Genomic DNA, 22,816 nt, shown 5'->3' on the forward strand with positions numbered 1-22,816 from the left:
TATTTATAACTGAGGGTCAGGCTGTAACGGTTTTATATACCATTTGGTGATTTTCAAGCATGAAAAGCTATAAGGCATTAACAAACGCAGGGGGAATAACAGAAGGGGAAGAGGCAGCGCGTCCGTGAAGGAACGCGCTGAAGGAACTTAAAGCGCTAAAAGACGTGTCAGTGATGGGGCGAAATAATAGCTGCCGGTCACCGGACGGGTGAAACGCAGCATCGCATCACGTTTACCATCGAGATCGCCAAACATGCTCAGCAGTTGTTTTTCGATGTTCCACAGACGGGCGCAATAGCTGATGAAATACAAACCGTGTTCGCCGCTTGCTGTGCCATAAGGCAGGCTCTGGCGCAGAATTTTCAGGCCTTTGCCGTCTTCTTTCAGATCAACACGACTGACGTGGGAAGTATCCGGGCGAGTTTCTGAATCCAGCTCTTCATCGGTGTCTTTGGTACGCCCGATGACATCTTCCTGCTGCTGCACGGAGAAGCGCTCCCATTGCACCAGATTATGTTTCCAGCGCTGAACCATCACGTAGCTGCCGCCAGCATCGACGCTGCCTTCAGGAATAATCGCCACCTGTGCGCGGGCTTCTGCTTTCGGATTTTCAGTGCCGTCAACAAAACCGCTCAGATCACGTTCTTCGATCGCACGGAACCCGTGGGTTTCTTCTTCAACGACAATGGAACTGCCGAACGCTTTCAGTGCCGCCTGTGCCAGCGCAAAGTTAACGTCATGACGAAGGGACTGTATATGCAACAGCATATCGCGCTGCGTAGCAGGTGCCAGACCTTTGCCCAGCGGTTGGAAAGATTTCAGTTCATCCGCACCCTGATTGCCGGATAAATCACGCCACACATCGTTGCCAAAGGCCACGACCGCACCAAGATGTTCGGTGGGAAATTTTTTCTGCATGTCTTCCAGTACAGCCACAAATGCACGGCAGCCCTGCCGGAGCGCATCCAGGTCACCCTGAGCTTTCGCTTCGATGTAAATCGCGAAACGGCAATGTTCGGGCAAAATGCCGCTCTGAACCTGAGTCATCTTCTCATCCTCGTTAATTTGACCGGCAACATCATACCGGATGTCAATAAAAATGCCTTGCGCGAAGGCAAGGCATTGAGGAGTTAATAAGCTGAGAAACAGGTTTTACTGAGCTGTGGAAGCCTGAGCCGGATTAGCCCGCCAGATAATTTTGCTTACCTTCCAGTCTTTCAGCGCGTCATCCGAAGGCATCAGCGATTCCGGGCCATGCCAGACCCCGCTGAAGACATAGGTGACGTGAGAACTTTGCGGCGCTTTACACTCGACGTTCTGCGCATCATCTCCCTCGCCTTTTACACACACATCGAAGGCTTTGCTGTAAAGGCTGCTGAATGACGTGCCGATTTTAACGCCCCATTCGCTTTCTACTTTAGGATCCACCACGTCAACACGCTGAACGTTGCCTTTCGGCTCGCCGCTGATCGACATTTTCACGTCCTTGCCGTCCATCGCCTGGAAGAAGCTCAGCATTTTTCCGCCGCTCATCGACATGCCACTGCGCAAGGTATAATCGCCGTCCAGCGCATCTTTAATGGCCGTTTCTGTCAGCGCCGTGCTGCTTGTTATCCCGCCTACTCCTTTATCGCTGACCGTCAGGCTGCTGCCAAACCAGTTGAGCGGATTCATGCTCGACCAGGAAACACTTGGCCACGACATGTTAGACATCGACGAACAGCCAGTCAGCATCAGTGGCAGCACCAGCAACAGGGGGCGAACCCGCAAGCGAACAGTCATTCCATACTCCTTTTCTGCCCGTTCCCGTTGGCCGGCGCGGCCTGGCGGACAAACCGACAGTGAATTAATATTTTAACAATTATTGTTAAGCGCCAGTTCGAGTGCATTTCTGGCAAAAAAGTTCAGCCCAAAGGGGAATATGCTTCAGGCCAGACGGTGTGAGGCATCAAAACAGGCGCGCAAACGGCGACTCAATAACCAATACGCCAGTGCTGCCGCATCCAGTAATGCCAGCACGATATCCACACCAGAAATCATGTCAGTACTTTGCCATAATCCAAGAGCCTGCAACGCAAAAGTGACAAACATCCCGGCAAGAAGTAACCAGTACCCGGCCTGCCAGATACGCGGCCAGACATGGCGACGACCACTGAGCAAAAACACCAGCGCGGGCGGCACCCCCAGCAACATCCCGGACCAGAAACTTTGCTGATCGGGGTAAAACAGCGTCAGCAAATCACTTCCCTGCTGGCGGGAAGCACCCGCCATCACAAACAACAACCAGGTTCGTGCCTGCAAAATTAAAATCGTCCAGAACCACAGCGGCAATCGCAACATACCGTGGTCGTTATAATCATCCGGGTTCATAAAAAGAACAACGTTCCTGCAAATAAGGTGAAAGTTAACAATCCTCAAGGACACATCCAAAATAATTTGAAGTATGCCGGGTATGCGCTTAAGAAACTGTTAAGAACAGTCTGCTTTAATGGTCTCCAGCACGGCAAGACATCCGAAACGATGTCATAGTTGTCGTTACTCCGGAAACGTTAAATTAAGGAAGACCTATTATGATGAAGAAGATCACTCTGGCAACCCTCATTGCACTTTGTTCAGCGACGGCGTTTGCCCAGCAAACCGGCGGCTTTAACGGTCCGTCAGCACAGGAAACGCAAACACAGCCTGCAGCACAGGGCGGTTTTACCGGTACCACGGCGCTGAGCACCGTGAAAGACGCGCAAACCATGAAAGACGATCAATGGATCATGCTGGAAGGTTTTATCGATCAGCGTATCGACCACGATAAATACATTTTCCGCGATAACACCGGCACCCTCAATGTAGAAATTGACGGCAAGCGCTGGCAGGGACAGAACGTATCGCCGAAAGATAAAATCCGCATCGAAGGTAAAGTCGATAAAGACTGGAACTCTGTGGAAGTTGACGTGAAGAGCGTTAAAATCATCAAGTAATTCATGATGTAAAAAGCCCCGGCAGATGTGATTTGCCGGGGCTTTTTTATTCAATGAAGAACAACGGGTAGATTAATATTCCTGATCTTCGATCAGCCGCTTACCCAGTAAAAGCGTATCCGAAATTTCATAACCCAGTTTTTCGTACATGCTGACCACGGCATCGTTTTCTGCACGCACCATTAAATTCATTTTCGGGCAGCCGCGGGCAATCAGTTTTTTCTCCAGACGATTAACCAGCGCGTTAGCGATGCCTCGTCCGCGATAATCCGGATGTACGCCGAGATAGTTAGCCGAACCGCGATGGCCGTCGTAGCCGCCCATCAGGGTGCCGACCACTTCACCGCCGACTTCTGCCACCAGGAAAAACTCCGGGCTGTGGTTAATTTTACGTTCGATATCCAGCTCAGGATCGTTCCACGGGCGCAGCAGATCGCAACGCTCCCATAAGGTCAGTACTTCCTCAAAATCTTCTTGACGGTATACGCGAATTTCCATCACTGTTCGCCGCTGTTAATAGGGGTTTACTTGATTATCGCGTGATCTGTTTGATACGCAACATCAAAATCACAGATTGTCTGCTTTATGAATGAATTTAAACCGCAAATTCAACATCTGAAGAAGATATTCCTGCCTATCACCGGACATTTATTCGGCCCTGATTTCATCCGCGACACAATATTCATAAAAAGTAATAGTTCTCAGATCGAAACTATAAAAAAGATACTCTATAACATAGAGCATTCTGCCTTTTTTCTGACGGTTACGGACTGATGTTAAACCCCCTGAACAAATTTCTGCATTTCCAGCCGCTTCCTGCTGCCGCCACACGCCGCCAGTTACTGCTTTCCGGACTCGGTTTAGCGATTGCCGCCTTTGGTTCCCGCTCTGCCAGCGCAGCGCAGCAGGAACACATCACCAAATCCGCCCCGGCACCTAAGCCGCCTGGCGCGAAGAAACTGGTGATGATCGATCCCGGCCACGGCGGTATTGATTCCGGCGCTGTCGGTCATGAGGGTTCGGAAGAAAAGCACGTGGTGCTGGAAATCGCCAACTATGTGCGGGAATTCCTAGGCGAGCAAAGCCATATTGAAGTCAAACTGACCCGCGATTCCGACCACTTTATTCCACTTTATCAGCGTGTTGAACTGGCACATCAGCATCAGGCAGATCTGTTCGTTTCCATTCACGCCGATGGTTACACCAGCCCGACGGCCTCCGGTGCGTCGGTTTTTGCACTTTCCAACCGCGGTGCCAGCAGCGCCATGGCGCGATATATGTCGAAAAAAGAAAATGACGCCGACCTGGTTGCCGGAGCGAAATACGCCAAAGAAGACAACAATTATCTGCAGCAGGTGTTATTCGATCTGGTGCAGACTGACACCATTAAAAACAGCCTGACGCTGGGGCATCACGTGCTCGACAGGATCCGGCCTATCCATCACCTGCACAGCCAGCAAACTGAACAGGCCGCATTTGCCGTTCTGAAATCCCCGTCGATCCCGTCAATTCTGGTGGAAACATCGTTTATCACCAACCATCAGGAAGAACAGTTGCTCAGCACAACAGCGTTCCGCCGTGAAATTGCTCAGGCGATTTCCCAGGGTATCGTGAACTTTTTCAGTTACTTCGACGCCAACGAGCGCAAGCCCCGATAACGTTTTCCCCACACCCAAAGCAGCCGCCTTTGGTGACCCGCAGGGTTTTGGGTATATAATAACGTCCACTTTTCTATCATTCAGCGCCCGCAAGGCGCTGAATGTCTTTTCAGTCAACGTCTGCGAGTTAGCCTGTGAGCCAATCCATTCCCGACATCCAGCAAGTCAAAACCTTCCTGCTCAAGCTTCAGGACCACATTTGCCTGCAACTGGCCGCTGCCGATGGCAAAGGTCATTTTGCTGAAGACCAGTGGGTTCGCGAAGAAGGCGGTGGCGGTCAGAGCCGGGTTATGACCCATGGCGCAGTGTTCGAACAGGCTGGTGTGAACTTCTCACATGTTTCCGGCGCTACCCTTCCGGCTTCTGCCACGGCACATCGCCCTGAACTTGCCGGGCGTAGTTTTCAGGCCATGGGCGTCTCACTGGTCATTCATCCGCTGAGCCCTTACATTCCGACCAGCCATGCCAATGTGCGTTTCTTCATTGCCGAAAAGCCGGGTGAAGCGCCGGTCTGGTGGTTCGGTGGGGGTTTCGATCTCACACCGTATTATGGTTTTGAAGAAGATGCCCGCCACTGGCACCTCACCGCGCAGCAGCTTTGCCAGCCATTCGGCGATGACGTGTATCCGAAATATAAAAAATGGTGTGACGATTACTTCTTTATCAAACACCGCAATGAAGCGCGCGGCATCGGCGGTTTGTTCTTTGACGATCTGAACTCGCCAGATTTCGATACCTGTTTCAGCTTTATGCAGGCCGTCGGCAACGGCTTCACTGACGCCTATCTGCCCATCGTGGAACAACGCAAAGCCCTGCCGTGGGGCGAACGTGAGCGTCAGTTCCAGCTTTACCGCCGTGGCCGCTACGTCGAATTCAATCTGGTGTGGGATCGCGGAACACTGTTTGGCCTGCAAACCGGCGGGCGTACAGAATCTATTTTGATGTCGATGCCGCCGCTGGTGCGCTGGGAATATGGCTATCAGCCAGAAGCTGGCAGCCCGGAAGCCGCGCTGTACAGCGATTTCCTGCCGGTTCGCGACTGGCTGGCTGAAAAAGGATCTTCTGTAAATGGAGAGGCAAGTTAATGCAAATCTGGGTTGATGCCGACGCCTGTCCGAATGTCATCAAGGAAGTGCTGTTCCGCGCCGCTGAGCGCACCGGCATGATGGTGACACTTGTGGCTAACCAAATCATCCGCACACCGCCGTCGAAATTCCTGCGTACTTTGCGCGTGGAAGCCGGTTTTGACGTCGCGGATAACGAAATCGTTAAACGCACCGAGCCCGGCGATCTGGTGATCACCGCAGATATTCCTCTCGCGGCGGAAGTGATTGAAAAAGGCGGTGTAGCGCTCAACCCTCGCGGCGAGCGGTACACCACTGAAACCATCAAAGAGCGCCTGAATATGCGTGATTTTATGGACACCATGCGCGCCAGCGGCGTGCAGACCGGCGGACCGCCTGCGCTTAATCAGCGCGACCGCCAGCAATTTGCCAATGAACTGGATAAGTGGCTGCAACAAGCCAAAAAATAATCCGGTCTGGCTGTCGAAACCGAAGTACCACTACATTAATTAAAGGAATAAGAAATGGTCAAAAAGATCATCCTTGATTGCGATCCGGGGCACGACGACGCTATCGCGATGTTACTGGCTCACGGTAACCCCGACATCGAACTGCTGGCTGTTACCACGGTAGTCGGTAATCAGACACTGGAAAAAGTCACCCGCAACGCACTTGCCGTTGCTCGTGTGATTAACCTGACCGGAGTGCCATTTGCGGCGGGCGCAACACGTCCGCTGGTGCGTCAGATTGAAGTGGCTGATGAAATCCACGGCGAATCAGGTCTTGACGGACCGGTGCTGCCGGAAGCCGCCATTACGCTGGAGCCGGTTCACGCCATCGACCTGATCATTGATTTGATCATGTCCCATCCACCGAAAACGATCACGCTGGTGCCCACCGGCGGGCTGACCAATATTGCGATGGCGGTACGTAAAGAGCCGCGCATTGCTGACCGTGTGAAAGAAGTGGTGCTGATGGGCGGCGGTTATCATGTGGGTAACTGGAGCGCAGTTGCCGAGTTTAATATCAAGATTGACCCGGAAGCCGCCCATATCGTGTTCAACGAAAAATGGCCGCTGACCATGGTCGGGTTGGATCTCACCCATCAGGCACTTGCCACGCCGGAAGTCGCTGCGCGCATTGCTGCGGTCGGCACACAGCCTGCCAAATTTGTCGGTGAGCTGCTCGATTTCTTCGGTCTGAGCTACAAAGATCGTCAGGGCTTTAATTCCCCGCCGGTTCACGACCCGTGCGCCGTGGCTTACGTGATTGATCCGAACGTGATGACGGTGCAAAAAGTACCGGTTGATATTGAGCTGACCGGCACGCTGACGCTGGGCATGACGGTTGCCGATTTCCGCGCCCCACCGCCGCCAGATTGCCACACGCAGGTCGCGGTAAAACTCGATCATCAGCGTTTCTGGGATCTTATCGTCGATGCGCTGGAGCGGATCGGCGAAGTGAAATACTGAGCCCGTCATTTGATTAAAAGGGCGCGCGTTGCTGCGCCCTTTCAGGTTTAAGCAGGCAGGTTCAAAGAGTCAGGGTTAAAGAGTTAGAGTTAAAGAGGCTCGGTTTGTGCCTCCACCACGGCTAAAGCCACCATATTCACAATCCTGCGTACCGAAGCAATCGGTGTCAGAATATGTACCGGTTTCGACACCCCCATCAGCACTGGTCCGACAGTCACGCCTTCAGAGCACGATACCCGCAGCAGGTTGTAGCTGATACGCGCCGATTCCATATTCGGCATAATCAGGATATTGGCCGAACCTTTCAGCGGGCTGTCCGGCATGATGTCCTGACGTATGCTTTCCACCAGCGCCGCATCGCCATGCATCTCGCCGTCGATTTCCAGCTCTGGATCAAGCTCGTTTACCAGCTCCAGCGTACGTCGCATTTTCAGCGCCGCCGGACTGTCTGACGTGCCAAAACTCGAATGCGAAAGCAATGCAACCTTTGGCTCAATACCAAAACGCCGCACCGTTTCTGCCGCCATAAGGGTGATTTCTGCCAGCTGTTCCGGCGTCGGATCGTCGTTAACGTAAGTGTCTGCAATAAACGTATTGCCGCTTGGCAGCAGCAACGCATTCATCGCGCCGGCAACGTGCGCACCTTCGCGAAAACCAAACACTTTCTCCACGATGTCGTAATGCTCATGATAGGTGCCGACCGTGCCGCAAATCATCGCATCAGCTTCACCACGCAACAGCATGATGGCGGAAATCAGTGTCGGATTACCAATCACCGCCCGCCGCGCCTGCTCCTGCGACACACCGCGTCGTTTCATCAGCTCATAATATTCGCGCCAGTACTCATTGAAGCGCGGATCAGATTCGTTATTCACCACTTCAAAATCGCGGCCAGCTTCCAGTTGCAGCCCCAGCTTTTTAATTCGCATGGCGATAACGCTTGGCCGCCCGACCAGAATAGGTTTGGCCAGCCCAAGGGAAATTAACTCCTGCGTAGCCTGTAATACGCGTTCTTCTTCACCTTCCGCCATCACCACGCGCCGGGCATCTTTCTTCGCCTGCGAGAAAATGGGCTTCATAAACAAATTGGTTTTATAGACGAATTCCGTCAGCTTTTCGGCGTACGCATCCAGGTCTTCAATAGGGCGCATCGCCACACCAGAATCCATTGCCGCTTTGGCAACCGCCGGTGCAATTTTTACAATCAGCCGCGGGTCAAAGGGTTTCGGAATGATGTAGTCCGGGCCGAAAGACAACTCTTCTTCTCCATAGGCAGAAGCCACCACATCACTTTGTTCTGCCATCGCCAGATCGGCAATCGCATGAACACAAGCCAGTTTCATTTCTTCATTGATGGTGGTTGCACCTACGTCCAGCGCGCCACGGAAAATGAACGGGAAACACAGCACGTTATTGACCTGATTGGGATAATCCGAGCGACCTGTACAGATGATGGCATCAGGGCGAACCGCTTTCGCCAGCGGTGGCAGAATCTCCGGTTCAGGATTGGCAAGCGCCAGGATCAGCGGATCCTTCGCCATGGTTACCACCATCTCCTGCGTCAAAACGCCGGGGCCGGAACAGCCGAGGAAGATATCAGCTTGCGGAATGGCATCGCCCAGCGTGCGCTGCCCGTTGTCGTCAATGGCATACGCTGCTTTGGTTTCGGCCATATTTTCTTCGCGGCCTTTATAGATAACGCCACGGGAATCACAGGCCGTAATGTTGTGGCGCTTAAGTCCGAGCGCGACCAGCAGATTCAGACAGGCAATAGCAGAAGCCCCCGCGCCGGACACCACCAGCCGGACATCCGAAATATTTTTGCCCACCACGCGTAAACCGTTGAGTACCGCCGCCGTACAGATAATCGCGGTGCCGTGCTGATCGTCATGAAATACCGGGATCTTCATGCGTTCACGCAGCTTTTTCTCGATGTAAAAACATTCCGGCGCTTTGATGTCTTCAAGGTTGATGCCGCCGAATGTCGGCTCCAGCGCGGCAATCACGTCGATCAGTTTATCCGGATCGTTTTCATCGACTTCGATATCAAACACGTCGATACCCGCGAATTTTTTGAACAATACGCCCTTCCCTTCCATCACCGGTTTACCGGCCAGCGCGCCGATATTACCCAGTCCGAGAACCGCCGTTCCGTTCGAGATAACAGCCACCAGATTGCCACGAGCCGTGTATTTGTAAGCGGCCTGCGGATCTCTGGCGATCTCCAGACAGGGAGCGGCAACACCGGGTGAATAAGCCAGCGCCAGATCACGTTGTGTGGCGAGGGGTTTGGTGGGCGAGACCTGAATTTTTCCGGGCACCGGGAATTCATGAAAATCGAGCGCACTTTGCTTGAGTTGTTCGTCCATCGTAGGGTCCTTTTCTTGTTTCTTATTTTTTGCAGAGACAACAGGGTACGGGTAAACATCACCATCAGGTTTTCCCGCTGACCAGTATAGATAACCCTGCCACGACGAAGGGTGAATAACGACTAAAAATTGACCGTTACATTGTTTGCTTTTCATTCATGGAATACGTCTCGTAAAAATCAACTAAGCTTAAAGTTTGTCCTTGCGCTTTTCTCGTCAGACGCCCAGTTTAAGCAGCAACAAAGGCCGCCATTGTTGAGACCCATTGCAGTAATCAGAAAAAGCGCATTCAGTTTGTTAACAGAATGATGCAGGGTAGGAGCCCTGCAAACCAGAGTCAGACGACCTTATTGCTGTATCGTTTTTTCTCGCTAAGGAGCTAAGAGATGAACCAGTTAGACGCACTAAAAAAAATCACCACCGTCGTTGCCGACAGCGGTGACATTGAATCTATCCGTCATTTCGAGCCTCAGGATGCGACCACCAATCCTTCGCTGATCCTCAAAGCAGCCGACCTGCCGCAATACCAAAACCTGATTAAAGACGCGCTGGACTATGCCCGTAAACAAGGCGGCAGCAAAGAGACTCAGGTGATCAATGCCACAGATAAACTGGCCGTTAATATCGGGGTGGAAATCCTGAAGAGCGTGCCGGGCCGTATCTCGACTGAAGTCGATGCACGCCTGTCTTTCAACAGTGAATTGTGTATCGAAAAGGCCCGTAAACTGATTGGCCTGTATCAGGATCAGGGCATTGATAAATCCCGTATTCTGATCAAACTCGCTTCCACCTGGGAAGGGATCAAAGCCGCAGAGAAACTGGAAAAAGAAGGCATCAACTGTAACCTGACCCTGCTGTTCTCATTCGCACAGGCACGCGCCTGTGCAGAAGCCGGTGTCTACCTGATTTCTCCGTTCGTTGGCCGTATTTACGACTGGTACAAAGCCAAAGAGCCGAACGCAACGTATGACGTGGAAAAAGATCCGGGCGTTAAATCGGTTCGCGACATCTACGACTACTACAAATCTCACGATTACCCGACCGTCATCATGGGTGCCAGCTTCCGTAAAGTGGAACAAATCCTGGCGCTGGCAGGCTGTGATCGCCTGACCATTTCTCCTAACCTCCTGGAAGAACTGAAAGCCAGCAATGAACCGGTTGAACGTAAATTACAGCCTTCCGGCAAAGGTGGAAAAAAACCCGCTCCTCTGACGCAGGCTGAATTCCTCTGGGAACACCATCAGGACGCCATGGCCGTTGAAAAACTGGCGGAAGGTATCCGCGCATTCGCCGTCGATCAGAAGAAACTCGAAGATATGCTTTCAGCACAGCTTTAGTTTCAACCGTAGTTTAAAAATCTAACCTCAGCTGAGTCACCTGGCAGACCGGTGGCAACTCCGCACTTTTGTCATCTGGCTCAGCAAAGTGACCCATCCGGAGAAAAATATGCCTTCTCGTAGAGAACTAGCGAATGCTATCCGTGCGCTTAGCATGGATGCCGTCCAGAAAGCGAATTCCGGACACCCCGGCGCCCCGATGGGGATGGCCGATATCGCCGAAGTCTTGTGGCGCGATTACATGAATCACAACCCGACCAACCCGAAATGGGCCGATCGCGACCGCTTCCTGATGTCCAACGGCCACGGCTCGATGCTGCAATACAGTCTGCTGCACCTGACCGGTTACGACCTGCCAATGAGCGAACTGGAAAACTTCCGCCAGTTGCATTCTAAAACACCAGGACATCCTGAATACGGTTATACGCCGGGTGTGGAAACCACCACCGGTCCGCTGGGTCAGGGCGTTGCCAACGCTGTGGGTTTTGCGATTGCTGAACGTACGTTAGGCGCGCAGTTTAACCGTGAAAATCACGAAATCGTCAACCATCACACCTACGTTTTCTTAGGGGATGGCTGCATGATGGAAGGGATTTCCCACGAAGCCTGCTCGCTGGCCGGTACCCTGAAACTCGGCAAACTGACCGCGTTTTATGATGACAACGGTATCTCCATTGACGGACACGTCGAAGGCTGGTTTACCGATGATACGGCCAAACGTTTCGAAGCTTACGGCTGGCATGTCATCCGTGGAATTGACGGCCAAAACTCCGACGCCATAAAAGCGGCAATCGAAGAATCTCATAAAGTCACTGACCGCCCTTCCCTGCTGATGTGCAAAACAGTGATTGGTTTCGGTTCGCCGCACAAAGCCGGGACTCATGAAGCACATGGTGCCGCACTGGGTGCCGACGAAGTCGCCGCCACCCGCAAGGCGCTGGGCTGGAACTATCCGGCCTTTGAAATCCCGCAAGATATTTATGACGCCTGGGATGCCAAAGAAGCGGGCAAAGCCAAAGAAAAAGCCTGGAACGATAAATTCGCCGCTTATGCCAAAGCCTATCCTGAGCTGGCCGCTGAATTTGACCGCCGCGTTAATGGCAAATTACCTGCGGACTGGGAATCCAAAGCACAGGCATTCATCGAAGGTTTGCAGGCCAAACCTGCGAATATCGCCAGCCGTAAAGCCTCACAAAATACTCTGGAAGAGTTTGGCAAAATTTTGCCTGAATTCCTCGGCGGTTCCGCAGACCTTGCGCCAAGTAACCTGACCATGTGGTCGGGCTCAAAATCACTGATTGAAGACCACGCCGGTAACTACATCCACTACGGCGTGCGTGAGTTCGGCATGACGGCCATCTCCAACGGTCTCGCGCTGCACGGCGGTTTCCTGCCTTATTCTGCGACCTTCCTGATGTTCGTTGAATATGCCCGTAACGCGGTACGTCTGGCGGCGCTGATGAAAATACGCAACGTCTTCGTGTATACCCACGATTCGATTGGTCTGGGGGAAGACGGTCCGACGCACCAGCCGGTTGAGCAAATGGCCAGCCTGCGTGTGACGCCAAACATGAGCCTGTGGCGTCCGGCTGATCAGGTCGAATCTGCCGTGGCATGGAAATATGCCATCGAGCGCAACGACGGTCCGGTTGCACTTATCTTCTCGCGTCAGAACCTGACCCAGCAACCGCGTACCGCTGAGCAACTGGCAAACGTCGCACGCGGTGGTTATGTGCTGAAAGACTCAGACGGCACGCCGGATGTGATTCTGATTGCCACCGGGTCCGAAGTAGGTATTACGGTAGAAGCCGCGGACAAACTGGCTGCAGCGGGTACTAAAGTGCGGGTAGTCTCTCTGCCTTCTACTGATGTGTTCGACAAACAGGACGAGGCTTACCGCGAATCTGTGCTGCCGAAAGCCGTGACTGCGCGCGTGGCGGTGGAAGCCGGTATCGCCGATTACTGGTACAAATACGTCGGCCTCAACGGTGCAATTGTCGGCATGACCTCTTTCGGGGAATCTGCACCAGCAGAGCAACTGTTTAAAGAGTTTGGTTTTACGGTTGATAACGTTGTCGCAAAAGCGCAGGCGCTGCTGAAGTAAAAGACATGAAGTAATTCTGTGCAGTTTATTCCCTCTTCATCTCAGGAGAGGGAATTCCTTCTATTTCCGCCCCGCTGACTTGATGAATCTGCCTCTCTCCGGTAAAGTCCCGTCCCTTCTTTGGCATGGGGAACAATGATGTTTATTGGATTTGACTACGGTACAGCGAATTGCTCAGTTGCAGTAATGCGCGATAATAACGCCCACCTGCTGGCGTTAGAAAATAACGATCCTTATTTACCCTCCATGCTTTGTGCACCGACACGTGAAGCGGTCAGCGAATGGCTGAACCGTCACGGACAGGTTCCGGCAGGCAGTGATGAGAATCTGGCACTGTTGCGCCGCAGCATCAGCTTTAACCGCGAGGAAGATATTCCGGTTAATGCCAACAGCGTGCATTTCGGTTTGCAGGCGCTTTCGACCTATATGGAAGATCCGGAAGAGGTGTACTTTGTCCGCTCTCCGAAATCCTTCCTGGGTGCGAACGGCCTGAAACCTCAACAGATTGCCCTGTTTGAAGATCTGGTCTGCGCAATGATGTACCACATTAAGCGTCAGGCCGAATCCGTCTTGCAGGAAAGTATTGAACAGACCGTGATCGGCCGCCCGATCAACTTTCAGGGTATGGGTGGTGAAGAGGCCAATGCTCAGGCGCAGGGTATTTTACAACGTGCCGCTGAGCGCGCCGGTTTCCGCGATATTGCGTTCCAGTTTGAACCGGTCGCCGCAGGTCTGGATTTCGAAGCGACACTGACGGAAGAGAAAACCGTGCTGGTCGTCGATATCGGCGGCGGTACCACGGACTGTTCTGTCTTGCTGATGGGCCCGCAGTGGCGCGATAAAGCAGAGCGTCAGAACAGCCTGCTCGGTCACAGTGGTTGTCGCGTTGGCGGTAATGATCTGGACATCATGACTGCGTTCAAACAGCTCACACCGCAGTTTGGTATGGGCAGCGAAACGCAAAAAGGGATCGCTATCCCGGCTCTGCCTTACTGGAATGCAGTGGCGACCAACGATGTTCCTGCACAGTTAGATTTCTACAGCGTGGCGAATGGCCGTATGTTGCGGGATCTGATCCGCGATGCCGCGCAACCGGATCTGATCAAACGCCTGCTGAAAGTCCAGCAACAGCGTCTGAGTTATCGTCTGGTGCGTGCCGCAGAAGAAAGTAAAATTGCACTTTCTGAACGTGAAAGCGTTACGGCTGCGATGGACTTTATTGAATCCGGTCTGGCGGAAACCATCAGCCAGCAGCAACTGAGTGACGCGATTTCTCAGCCGCTGGAACGCATTCAGGAACAGGTCAGTCTGGCACTGGCCAGCAGCGAAATTAAACCTGACGTAATTTACCTGACCGGCGGCAGTGCGCGTTCGCCGCTGCTGCGTGCTGCATTACAGACGCAGTTACCGGGTATTCCGCTGGTCGGTGGCAATGATTTCGGCTCGGTCACCGCTGGCCTGGCCCGCTGGGCACAAACGTTGTTCCGTTAAGTTTTAAAGATGCAGATAAACAAAAACCGCCTGATTTGAATTGAAGGCGGTTTTTTTATGGCTCAGATTTAGTGTTTACCAGGCGCTGGCGTCGTTTAAGGTCTTAATATCCGCATCATCCAGTTTGAGGGTGGCTGCCTGCGCCAGCTCATTCAGTTGTTGCAGTGACGTCGCGCTGACAATCGGCGAGGTAATACTCGGGCGGGCAATCTGCCAGGCCAGTGCAACTTGTCCTGGCTGTGCGCCGTGCTTCTCAGCCACCTGATCCAGCCCCGCCAGCACTTTCAGGCCACGTTCATTCAGGCAACGTGCGATCACGCTTTCACCGCGCTTACTTTTACCGGCATCCGCTTTGGTACGGTATTTCCCGGTCAGGAACCCGGCGGCCAGACCATAGAAGTTGATCACGCCTAAACCGTTATCCCTGACGACTTTTTCAAGTGCTTCTTCATACACTTTGCGGTCGTACAAATTGTACTGCGGTTGCAGCGTTTCATAACGCGCCAGCCCGTTTTCCTGACTGACTTTCAGCGCTTCGGCCAGGCGTGGTGCGCTGTAGTTTGAAGCGCCAACGGCACGCACTTTACCTTCTTTAATCAGCGCATCGAATGCCGCCATGGTTTCGGCCAGCGGCGTATCGGCATCATCATCATGCGACTGATATAAATCGATATAATCCGTTTGCAGGCGTTTCAGCGAGGCTTCGACCGCTTCTTTAATATAGCGTGGCGATAAACCCACTTTGCCTTCGCCCATCGGTTTGCCGACTTTGGTCGCCAGAATAATCTGGTCACGCTTACCGGTTTTTTTCAGCCAGTTGCCGATAATGGTTTCCGATTCGCCCCCTTTGTTGCCTTCAACCCAGCTTGAATACACATCGGCGGTGTCGATAAAATTCAGTTTATGATCCAGTAAGGCATCGAGCAGGTTAAAGGAAGCCGCCTGATCGACCGTCCAGCCGAATACGTTGCCGCCAAACGTCAGCAACGGCACCTGAATACCTGAACGACCCAGTTCTCTTTTGCTCATTATTCTCTCCCTTTCATAAGGTCAGATTTAACTTACTTTGCATGCGAACGATTTGCGATCAAAGGTCAACCATAGCATTTTGATATAAAATGTCAGGCTGAAAGCTATTCTTTATTGTCAGAAGAATTGTCAAAAAATGGGAAAGACTCTCCTTATTTCCTCCATTTTCTGCTGAAACATTCTGGCTACACTGTGAGCCTGGTTTTAAGGTGGATCTCCCTCCTGAAATGCCGCGACAATGATTGTGCTGATGCGATAACCCATGAAATCTGAAAACACTGACACCTTACCGCCTTCTGCACCCCTGCCGCCTTCGGTGCGCTGGCAGCTGTGGATTGTCGCCTTCGGCTTTTTTATGCAGGCCCTCGACACCACGATTGTGAATACTGCACTGCCTTCGATGGCACGCAGTCTGGGTGAAAACCCGCTGCACATGCATTCGGTGGTTGTGGCTTATGTGCTGACGGTCGCCGTGATGCTGCCTGCCAGTGGCTGGCTGGCGGATAAGGTCGGTGTGAAATGGGTATTCTTTTCGGCCATTGTGCTGTTTACGCTTGGCTCGCTGTTATGCGCGCAATCGGAAAGTCTGCGTGAACTGGTGATGTCGCGCATCGTTCAGGGGATTGGCGGTGCGATGATGGTGCCGGTCGGGCGGCTGACGGTGCTGAAAATTGTCCCGCGAAGCGAGTACATGGCGGCGATGACCATGGTCACGTTACCCGGCCAGGTCGGTCCGCTTCTGGGCCCGGCGCTGGGCGGTTTTCTGGTGCAATACGCCAGCTGGCACTGGATCTTCCTGATTAATCTGCCGGTCGGTCTGGCCGGTTGTATCGCCACTTTAATGATTATGCCCAATTACAAAATGCAGACCCGCCGCTTTGATATCAGCGGGTTTGTGATGCTGGCCGTGTGCATGGCGACGCTAACCCTGGCGCTGGAAGGCAGCCGCAGTATGGGGCTGAGCGTGCTGGAAATTTTCCTGCTGGTCGTCGTCGGTGGCGGCGCGCTGGGTGTTTACTGGATGCATGCGCGCGGCAATCTTTCTGCGCTGTTTTCACTGCGTCTGTTCCATACCCCGACCTTTAAAATTGGCCTGCTCGGCAGTCTGCTCGGGCGTATCGGCAGCGGCATGTTGCCGTTCATGACGCCAGTATTTCTGCAACTCGGTATGGGCTTTACGCCTTTCCATGCCGGACTGATGATGATCCCGATGGTGCTCGGCAGTATGGGGATGAAACGCGTGGTGGTCCGGCTGGTCAATCAGCTCGGCTACCGGAAGGCACTGGTCAGCGCGACCTTGCTGCTGGCGCTGATCACGCTGATTTTCCCGCTGGTGGCGATTTACGGTGCGGTCTGGATGATCCCGATTGTATTGTTCTTCCAGGGCATGGTGAACTCCCTGCGCTTCTCGTCGATGAATACGCTGACGCTGAAAGATCTGCCGTCGCGCCTTGCCAGCAGCGGCAACAGTTTGCTGTCGATGATCATGCAGTTGTCGATGAGTCTGGGCGTCAGTGTCGCCGGTTTGCTGATTGGAGTGTTCGCCCATCAGCAGGCCATTACACCGGACAGCGCCACCATGCACACCGCGTTCCTGTATTGTTATATGTCGATGGCGCTGGTGATCGCCCTGCCAGCCTGGGTATTTTCCAAAGTGCCACCTGATACGCAGAAAAATGCCATTATCGACCGTCGTCGCGCTGCGGCCGGCTCCCCTGATCCGATGAGAAAATCATGAAACCTGGTATTACCGCCAAGTTGTTTATGGCCATTTTTTGTACCTGCGCACTGGTGCTGATCACCATGAACTGGGGCGTGAGGATGAGCTTTGAACGGGGCTTTATCGACTACATCCGTCAGAGCAACGAACAGCGCGTCGAACTGCTGGCTGACACCTTGCAGGAGCAGTACAAACAACACGGCAGCTGGGAATTTCTGGAAACCAATGACCGGTTGATCTATCAGATCATGCGTTCATTTGAACAAAACAGCAGCCCGAGAATGCCGCCGCAGGGATGGCGCACGAAGTTCTGGATCCTCGACAGCCACGATCATCGGATCGGCGGTTACGATCAGCCGGTCCCACCGGATTTACAAGGTCCGCGCCGCGTGATGACCGTTAATGGTGTGGTCATCGGATCGGTGATTTCGACGCCTGCCGAACGCCTGACCCGCGATGCTGATATTAATTTCGAACGCCAGCAAAGCCGCACCAGCTGGATGATTGTCGCCTTTACCGCGCTGCTGGCCGCTGCCGTCACCTGGATGTTGTCCCGCGGAATGCTCGCGCCGGTAAAACGGCTGGTGAACGGTACGCATCAGCTGGCTGCGGGGAATTTCAGCACACGGGTTGAAGTCGACAGTGAAGATGAACTCGGCAAACTGGCGCAGGATTTTAATCAGCTGGCGATGACGCTGGAAAAAAATGAGCAGATGCGCCGGGCGTTTATGGCGGATATTTCCCATGAGTTGCGCACGCCGCTGGCCGTTCTGCGTGGTGAGCTGGAAGCCATGCAGGATGGCGTGCGTAAAATGACGGTTGGATCGCTGGAATCACTGCAATCTGAAGTGTCGATTCTGACCAAACTGGTGGACGATTTGCATCAGCTTTCGCTTTCCGATGCCGGTGCACTGGCATACCGCAAGGTGGACACCGACGTCGTACATCTGGTGCAGCTGGCGGAAGCCGGTTCGCGTGACCGTTTCCATGCCAAGCAACTCACCCTGACCAGCCACCTTCCGGAAAGCGCTGAAGTGTTTGGCGATCCCCAGCGTCTTTCGCAGCTGTTCAACAATCTGCTGGAAAACAGTCTGCGCTATACTGACCCGAATGGCGGTCTGGAGATCCGGGGCGAAATACGGGATAAATCACTTTACCTGATGTTCCAGGACAGCGCGCCGGGCATCAGCGATGAACAGCTTGGCCGTATTTTTGAACGGTTTTATCGTACCGAAGGCTCGCGCAACCGCGCCAGTGGCGGTTCGGGGTTAGGTCTGGCCATTTGCCAGAATATTGTCGAAGCGCACGGCGGGCAGATCAGCGCCAGCCACTCTCCGGCGGGTGGCGTTCGTATTACGATCGTCCTGCCGCTCTCTGTAACATCAGGCCCGAGAAACTGAATGAACGACTCTGTATTGTCCGGCCCGGCGCCGTTAAAAATTCTGATTGTAGAAGACGAGCCTAAACTTGCTCAGCTGTTAATCGACTATCTTGAAGCCGCAGGCTATGCCACCCAATGGCTGGCGGACGGACATGACGTCATCTCGCAGGTGAAGCACCAGCCGCCGGCACTGATTTTGTTAGATCTGATGCTGCCAGGCAGCAGCGGATTATCCATTTGCCGAGACATTCGCCAGTTTTCCGATGTACCGATTATGATGGTGACGGCAAAAACGGAAGAGATTGATCGCCTGCTCGGGCTGGAAATCGGTGCTGATGATTACATCTGCAAACCTTACAGCCCGCGTGAAGTTGTGGCCCGCGTGAAGGTTATTTTGCGCCGCTGCGTGCGTCAGGAAGACAATGTGCCGAGAGATAACGGTCTGCACATTGATGAAGCGCGCTTTCAGGCCACATTCCAGGGGCATGAACTTGAACTGACACCGGCAGAATTCCGCCTGCTGAAAACGCTGTCCGTCAAACCGGGTTACGTGTTTACCCGCGAAGTGCTGCTCAATAATCTCTATGATGACTACCGCGTCGTCACTGACCGTACCATCGACAGTCATATCAAGAACCTGCGCCGTAAACTCGAATCTCTGGACGGAGAAAAGGCGTTTATCCGCGCCGTCTATGGCGTGGGCTATCGCTGGGAAGCGGAACCCTGTCATTTGGCATAACGCATGACTCACAGCGAATAACGAATAACGAATAACGAATAACGAATAACGAATAACGAATAACGCATAACTGGCCGGCAATTCAGTTTTGTAAAGTTTCTGAAAGTCTGTCGGCCAGTTCACATTTCATGTCTTAAATCTTTCCTCCCGCCGCGAAACTGTTTCCATTAACTACACTTATCTCTGGAAAATAACCCCTCTGATGGAGATTACCTTTATGGCTACTGGTCACTATGATCTGAAAAAAGCGAAGAATGGACAGTTTCACTTTAACCTGAAGGCCGGGAACGGAGAGATTATTCTCACCAGTGAAATGTATGCCAGTAAAGCGTCAGCAGAAAACGGGATTTCATCGGTTCAGACCAACTCCCCTGAGGAAGCGCAGTACGAAATCAAGCCTTCGAAAGACGGCCAGTTTTACTTTGTGCTGAAAGCGAAAAACCATCAGGTGATTGGTATCAGCGAAATGTACACCACGGAAAGTGCATCGAAAAAAGGTGTTCAGTCAGTGGTGAAAAACGGCGCAAGCACTGATATCCGCGATTTGACGCAGTAGTTCTCAATGATTTCTGTTTTTAGCTATTCAGGAGCAGAGGAGGAAATTGATCTGGCTCCTGAATAGTCTAAATAGCGTTGTTATACCCACACGAAATGGCTGCTTTTGATCAACTCAGACGTTACAATTCTGACCTTTCGTCGCCCCGCATCCGGGACGGCCCTGACCTGTGATCAGACTGAGATTGACTATGTTTACCCGCGATTCTTTTGTTCCGGAACTGCTTTCCCCTGCCGGCTCCCTGAAAAATATGCGTTACGCCTTCGCTTACGGTGCAGATGCGGTTTATGCCGGTCAGCCACGTTACAGCCTGCGCGTTCGTAATAACGAATTTAACCACCAGAATCTGGAAATCGGCATCAATGAAGCCCATGCTCTGGGGAAAAAATTCTATGTGGTGGTGAATATTGCCCCGCATAACGCCAAGCTGAAAACCTTCATCCGTGATCTGCAACCGGTGATCGACATGGGGCCCGATGCCCTGATCATGTCGGATCCGGGTCTTATCATGATGGTGCGTGAAGCCTTCCCGCAGATGGACATTCATCTTTCGGTGCAGGCTAACGCCGTGAACTGGGCGACGGTGAAATTCTGGAAACAAATGGGGCTGACGCGTGTGATTTTATCGCGCGAGCTTTCGCTGGAAGAAATCGCCGAGATCCGCGCACAGGTGCCGGATATGGAAATCGAAATCTTCGTTCACGGTGCGCTGTGCATGGCGTATTCCGGCCGTTGCCTGCTTTCCGGCTACATCAACAAGCGTGACCCGAATCAGGGAACCTGTACCAACGCCTGTCGCTGGGAATATAAAGTTCAGGAAGGCAAAGAAGACGCCATCGGTAATATCGTGCATCAGTACGAGCCGATCCCGGTTCAGCAGGTGGAAGCCGCCGAGCCCACATTAGGCATCGGTCAGCCGACAGATAAAGTCTTTATGCTCGAAGAAGCCCTGCGCCCTGGCGAATACATGAGCGCGTTTGAAGACGAACACGGCACGTATATTATGAATTCTAAGGATCTGCGCGCCATTCAGCATGTGGAAACTCTGACAAAAATGGGCGTGCATTCGCTTAAAATCGAGGGACGTACAAAATCCTTCTATTATTGCGCGCGCACGGCACAGGTTTATCGCCGGGCCATTGACGATGCCGTCGCCGGTAAGCCTTTTGATCCGACGCTGCTTTCCACGCTGGAAGGTCTGGCGCATCGCGGATACACCGAAGGTTTCCTGCGTCGCCATACTCACGATGCGCAGCAGAACTACGAATATGGTTTCTCTGTCAGCGACCGCCAGCAGTTTGTCGGCGAATTCACCGGTAATCGTATGGATGGCTGGGCAGAAATCGATGTGAAGAATAAATTCTGCGTCGGTGACAGTGTGGAAATGATGACGCCGCAGGGCAACGTCCAGTTCAAACTGGAAGCCCTGCGCAATAAGAAAGGCCAGCCAACCGACGTGGCGCCGGGTAACGGGCATATGGTGTATGTCGCACTGCCGGAAGACGTCAATCTGGAGTTCGCCATTTTACTGCGTAATCTGGAAGACACGGACACCCGTAATCCGCATTCGAAATAATGTTTTGGTCGAAAACAAGAATTCGATCACATCTATTTCTGACCGGGCTGGATAATATGCATTCGCAATTTACTTCGAATGCAAAATAAAGCACCGGACTATACCAGGAACCACCTCCTTGGCCAGCTCAATCTCCCTTGAGCTGGCTTTTCTTTTTGTATTCATTAAACGAAAATCCGTCATATTTAACTAATCCTCTTCAGTTATTCACCTTAATAACGTGATGTCATGTTTTTAAATAAATACGTTTCTGAAATATAAACGTCCTTTCTAATTAATATCAGCACAATTATTTAACCTCATTGTCAACTTTTCGCTGATTTATCCGATAGCCAAATACCACTACTTTCATCTATTGTTGGTGTAAGTAGAAAAAAGGAGCGTACATGACCACAGCAATGCTGATTTTAAATGGAAAAGGCGCAGGCAACGAAGAGCTGCGGATAGCCATCGGCGCGCTACGCAAAGAGGGCGAAGATCTCAATGTGCGTGTCACCTGGGAGTACGGAGACGCCGCGCGATATGTGGACGAAGCCATTGAACTGGGCTGCGAAACCGTGATTGCCGGTGGCGGCGACGGCACCATTAATGAAGTGGCGGGTGCACTGGCACAATACGAGGGACAACGACGCCCCGTGCTCGGCATCGTGCCGCTGGGCACCGCAAATGATTTCGCAACGGCCTGCAATATTCCCCTCGAGCCAGAGCAGGCGTTACAGCTGGCGGTCAAAGGCCGTGCGGTCGATATCGATCTGGCCAAAGTGAATGACCAGCATTTCTTTATCAACATGGCGACCGGGGGATTCGGCACGCGTATCACAACCGAAACGCCAGAAAAACTCAAAGCAGCGCTTGGCGGCGTGTCCTATTTCATCCACGGTCTCTTACGTCTGGATACGCTGAAAGCTGACCGCTGTGAAATCAGAGGCCCGGATTTTCGCTGGGAAGGCGATGCGCTGGTAATCGGTATTGGTAATGGCCGCCAGGCAGGTGGCGGGCAACAAATATGCCCGGATGCGCTGATTAACGATGGTCTGCTGCAATTACGTCTGCTGACCTCAGAGGAGCTGCTGCCGTCATTCCTGCGCAGCTTGCTCAATAATGAAGAGAACAAAAATATTGTGTCCGCCAGTCTGCCCTGGCTCGAAATCACCGCACCGCACGATATGACGTTCAATCTCGACGGCGAACCGCTCACCGGTAAACAGTTCAAAATTGAAGTTCTTTCCTCTGCAATCCAGTGTCGTTTGCCCCCTCACTGCGAACTTTTAGGCTAACTTTCTCTTCTTCTGTTCATTCTCTGTACTGTGATCCGTCTTGCAGTACAGAGCAAATCTGCCGTTATTTT

General features: G+C 52.7%; 20 protein-coding genes. 14 read left to right on the top strand and 6 right to left on the bottom strand.

Annotation, left to right across the window (positions count from 1 at the left end):
- Positions 1-147: 147 nt before the first annotated feature.
- From ACJY2G_RS02100 to ACJY2G_RS02110, 3 genes are all read right to left on the bottom strand, one after another.
- A complete protein-coding gene (locus ACJY2G_RS02100) occupies positions 148-1,047 on the bottom strand; it encodes a Dyp-type peroxidase (RefSeq protein WP_112290696.1) in 900 nt (299 codons plus the stop codon).
- 105 nt (positions 1,048-1,152) lie between these two features.
- Complete coding sequence (locus ACJY2G_RS02105) at positions 1,153-1,782, bottom strand: RpoE-regulated lipoprotein (RefSeq protein WP_430320351.1); 630 nt, start codon at positions 1,780-1,782, stop codon at positions 1,153-1,155.
- A gap of 144 nt (positions 1,783-1,926) precedes the next feature.
- Positions 1,927-2,370, bottom strand: coding sequence for a DUF2919 domain-containing protein (locus tag ACJY2G_RS02110; RefSeq protein ID WP_430320350.1), 444 nt, complete (start codon positions 2,368-2,370; stop codon positions 1,927-1,929).
- A 203-nt stretch (positions 2,371-2,573) separates the two neighbouring features.
- Here ACJY2G_RS02110 and ACJY2G_RS02115 point away from each other — a divergent pair, with 203 nt between their 5' ends.
- Positions 2,574-2,972 (top strand): YgiW/YdeI family stress tolerance OB fold protein, encoded by a 399-nt coding sequence (locus ACJY2G_RS02115; RefSeq protein WP_181955542.1) that lies wholly within the window; start codon positions 2,574-2,576, stop codon positions 2,970-2,972.
- Between the two features lie 72 nt (positions 2,973-3,044).
- On the opposite strand, the gene ACJY2G_RS02120 is transcribed toward ACJY2G_RS02115, so the two are convergent.
- On the bottom strand, positions 3,045-3,470 hold the full coding sequence (locus ACJY2G_RS02120; RefSeq protein WP_013574419.1) for a GNAT family acetyltransferase: 426 nt from the start codon (positions 3,468-3,470) through the stop codon (positions 3,045-3,047).
- Between the two features lie 275 nt (positions 3,471-3,745).
- On the opposite strand from ACJY2G_RS02120, the gene amiA reads away from it, so the two are divergent.
- The 4 genes from amiA (at position 3,746) to uriH (ending at position 7,166) form a co-directional block, all read left to right on the top strand.
- Positions 3,746-4,630: an N-acetylmuramoyl-L-alanine amidase AmiA gene (gene amiA / locus ACJY2G_RS02125; RefSeq protein ID WP_120131685.1), complete on the top strand. Its 885-nt coding sequence runs from the start codon at positions 3,746-3,748 to the stop codon at positions 4,628-4,630.
- A 134-nt stretch (positions 4,631-4,764) separates the two neighbouring features.
- Complete coding sequence (hemF, locus tag ACJY2G_RS02130; protein ID WP_430320349.1) at positions 4,765-5,715, top strand: oxygen-dependent coproporphyrinogen oxidase; 951 nt, start codon at positions 4,765-4,767, stop codon at positions 5,713-5,715.
- Positions 5,715-6,164, top strand: a complete 450-nt coding sequence (locus ACJY2G_RS02135; RefSeq protein ID WP_112288886.1) for a YaiI/YqxD family protein — start codon at positions 5,715-5,717, stop codon at positions 6,162-6,164. The genes hemF and ACJY2G_RS02135 overlap by 1 nt, the downstream gene beginning before the upstream one ends.
- A 54-nt stretch (positions 6,165-6,218) precedes the next feature.
- Positions 6,219-7,166, top strand: coding sequence for a uridine-preferring nucleoside hydrolase UriH (uriH, locus tag ACJY2G_RS02140; protein WP_439291143.1), 948 nt, complete (start codon positions 6,219-6,221; stop codon positions 7,164-7,166).
- A gap of 89 nt (positions 7,167-7,255) precedes the next feature.
- Here the strand turns inward: uriH and maeB are convergent, their stop codons facing one another.
- The gene (maeB, locus tag ACJY2G_RS02145) at positions 7,256-9,535 is read right to left on the bottom strand and encodes an NADP-dependent oxaloacetate-decarboxylating malate dehydrogenase (RefSeq protein WP_113876010.1); all 2,280 of its coding nucleotides are present in this window, start codon (positions 9,533-9,535) and stop codon (positions 7,256-7,258) included.
- 386 nt (positions 9,536-9,921) lie between these two features.
- Between maeB and tal the strand changes: the two genes are divergently transcribed.
- The 3 genes from tal (at position 9,922) to yegD (ending at position 14,467) form a co-directional block, all read left to right on the top strand.
- Entirely contained in the window at positions 9,922-10,872 is a 951-nt protein-coding gene (gene tal, locus ACJY2G_RS02150; RefSeq protein WP_120161592.1) for a transaldolase, read from the top strand.
- A 109-nt stretch (positions 10,873-10,981) separates the two neighbouring features.
- A complete protein-coding gene (gene tkt, locus ACJY2G_RS02155) occupies positions 10,982-12,976 on the top strand; it encodes a transketolase (RefSeq protein ID WP_112288890.1) in 1,995 nt (664 codons plus the stop codon).
- A 138-nt stretch (positions 12,977-13,114) separates the two neighbouring features.
- Positions 13,115-14,467, top strand: coding sequence for a molecular chaperone (gene yegD, locus ACJY2G_RS02160; protein WP_112288891.1), 1,353 nt, complete (start codon positions 13,115-13,117; stop codon positions 14,465-14,467).
- A 75-nt stretch (positions 14,468-14,542) separates the two neighbouring features.
- On the opposite strand, the gene ACJY2G_RS02165 is transcribed toward yegD, so the two are convergent.
- Positions 14,543-15,496: an aldo/keto reductase gene (locus ACJY2G_RS02165; protein WP_113876009.1), complete on the bottom strand. Its 954-nt coding sequence runs from the start codon at positions 15,494-15,496 to the stop codon at positions 14,543-14,545.
- A gap of 262 nt (positions 15,497-15,758) precedes the next feature.
- Here ACJY2G_RS02165 and mdtD point away from each other — a divergent pair, with 262 nt between their 5' ends.
- From mdtD to yegS, 6 genes are all read left to right on the top strand, one after another.
- On the top strand, positions 15,759-17,234 hold the full coding sequence (mdtD, locus tag ACJY2G_RS02170) for a multidrug transporter subunit MdtD (protein ID WP_113876008.1): 1,476 nt from the start codon (positions 15,759-15,761) through the stop codon (positions 17,232-17,234).
- Positions 17,231-18,616: a two-component system sensor histidine kinase BaeS gene (baeS, locus tag ACJY2G_RS02175; RefSeq protein ID WP_112288894.1), complete on the top strand. Its 1,386-nt coding sequence runs from the start codon at positions 17,231-17,233 to the stop codon at positions 18,614-18,616. The genes mdtD and baeS overlap by 4 nt, the downstream gene beginning before the upstream one ends.
- Positions 18,617-19,336 carry a two-component system response regulator BaeR gene (gene baeR / locus ACJY2G_RS02180; protein ID WP_112288895.1) on the top strand — a complete coding sequence of 240 codons (720 nt, stop codon included), beginning with the start codon at positions 18,617-18,619 and terminating at the stop codon, positions 19,334-19,336.
- A gap of 217 nt (positions 19,337-19,553) precedes the next feature.
- Positions 19,554-19,892, top strand: a complete 339-nt coding sequence (locus tag ACJY2G_RS02185) for a YegP family protein (RefSeq protein ID WP_112288965.1) — start codon at positions 19,554-19,556, stop codon at positions 19,890-19,892.
- Between the two features lie 190 nt (positions 19,893-20,082).
- Positions 20,083-21,468 (top strand): prephenate-dependent tRNA uridine(34) hydroxylase TrhP, encoded by a 1,386-nt coding sequence (gene trhP, locus ACJY2G_RS02190; protein WP_113876006.1) that lies wholly within the window; start codon positions 20,083-20,085, stop codon positions 21,466-21,468.
- Between the two features lie 386 nt (positions 21,469-21,854).
- Complete coding sequence (gene yegS, locus ACJY2G_RS02195; RefSeq protein ID WP_279918986.1) at positions 21,855-22,745, top strand: lipid kinase YegS; 891 nt, start codon at positions 21,855-21,857, stop codon at positions 22,743-22,745.
- The last annotated feature ends 71 nt before the right edge of the window (positions 22,746-22,816 follow it).

The sequence above is a fragment of the Rahnella sp. ATs2 genome, from assembly GCF_051851855.1.
Lineage (GTDB): Bacteria > Pseudomonadota > Gammaproteobacteria > Enterobacterales > Enterobacteriaceae > Rahnella > Rahnella variigena.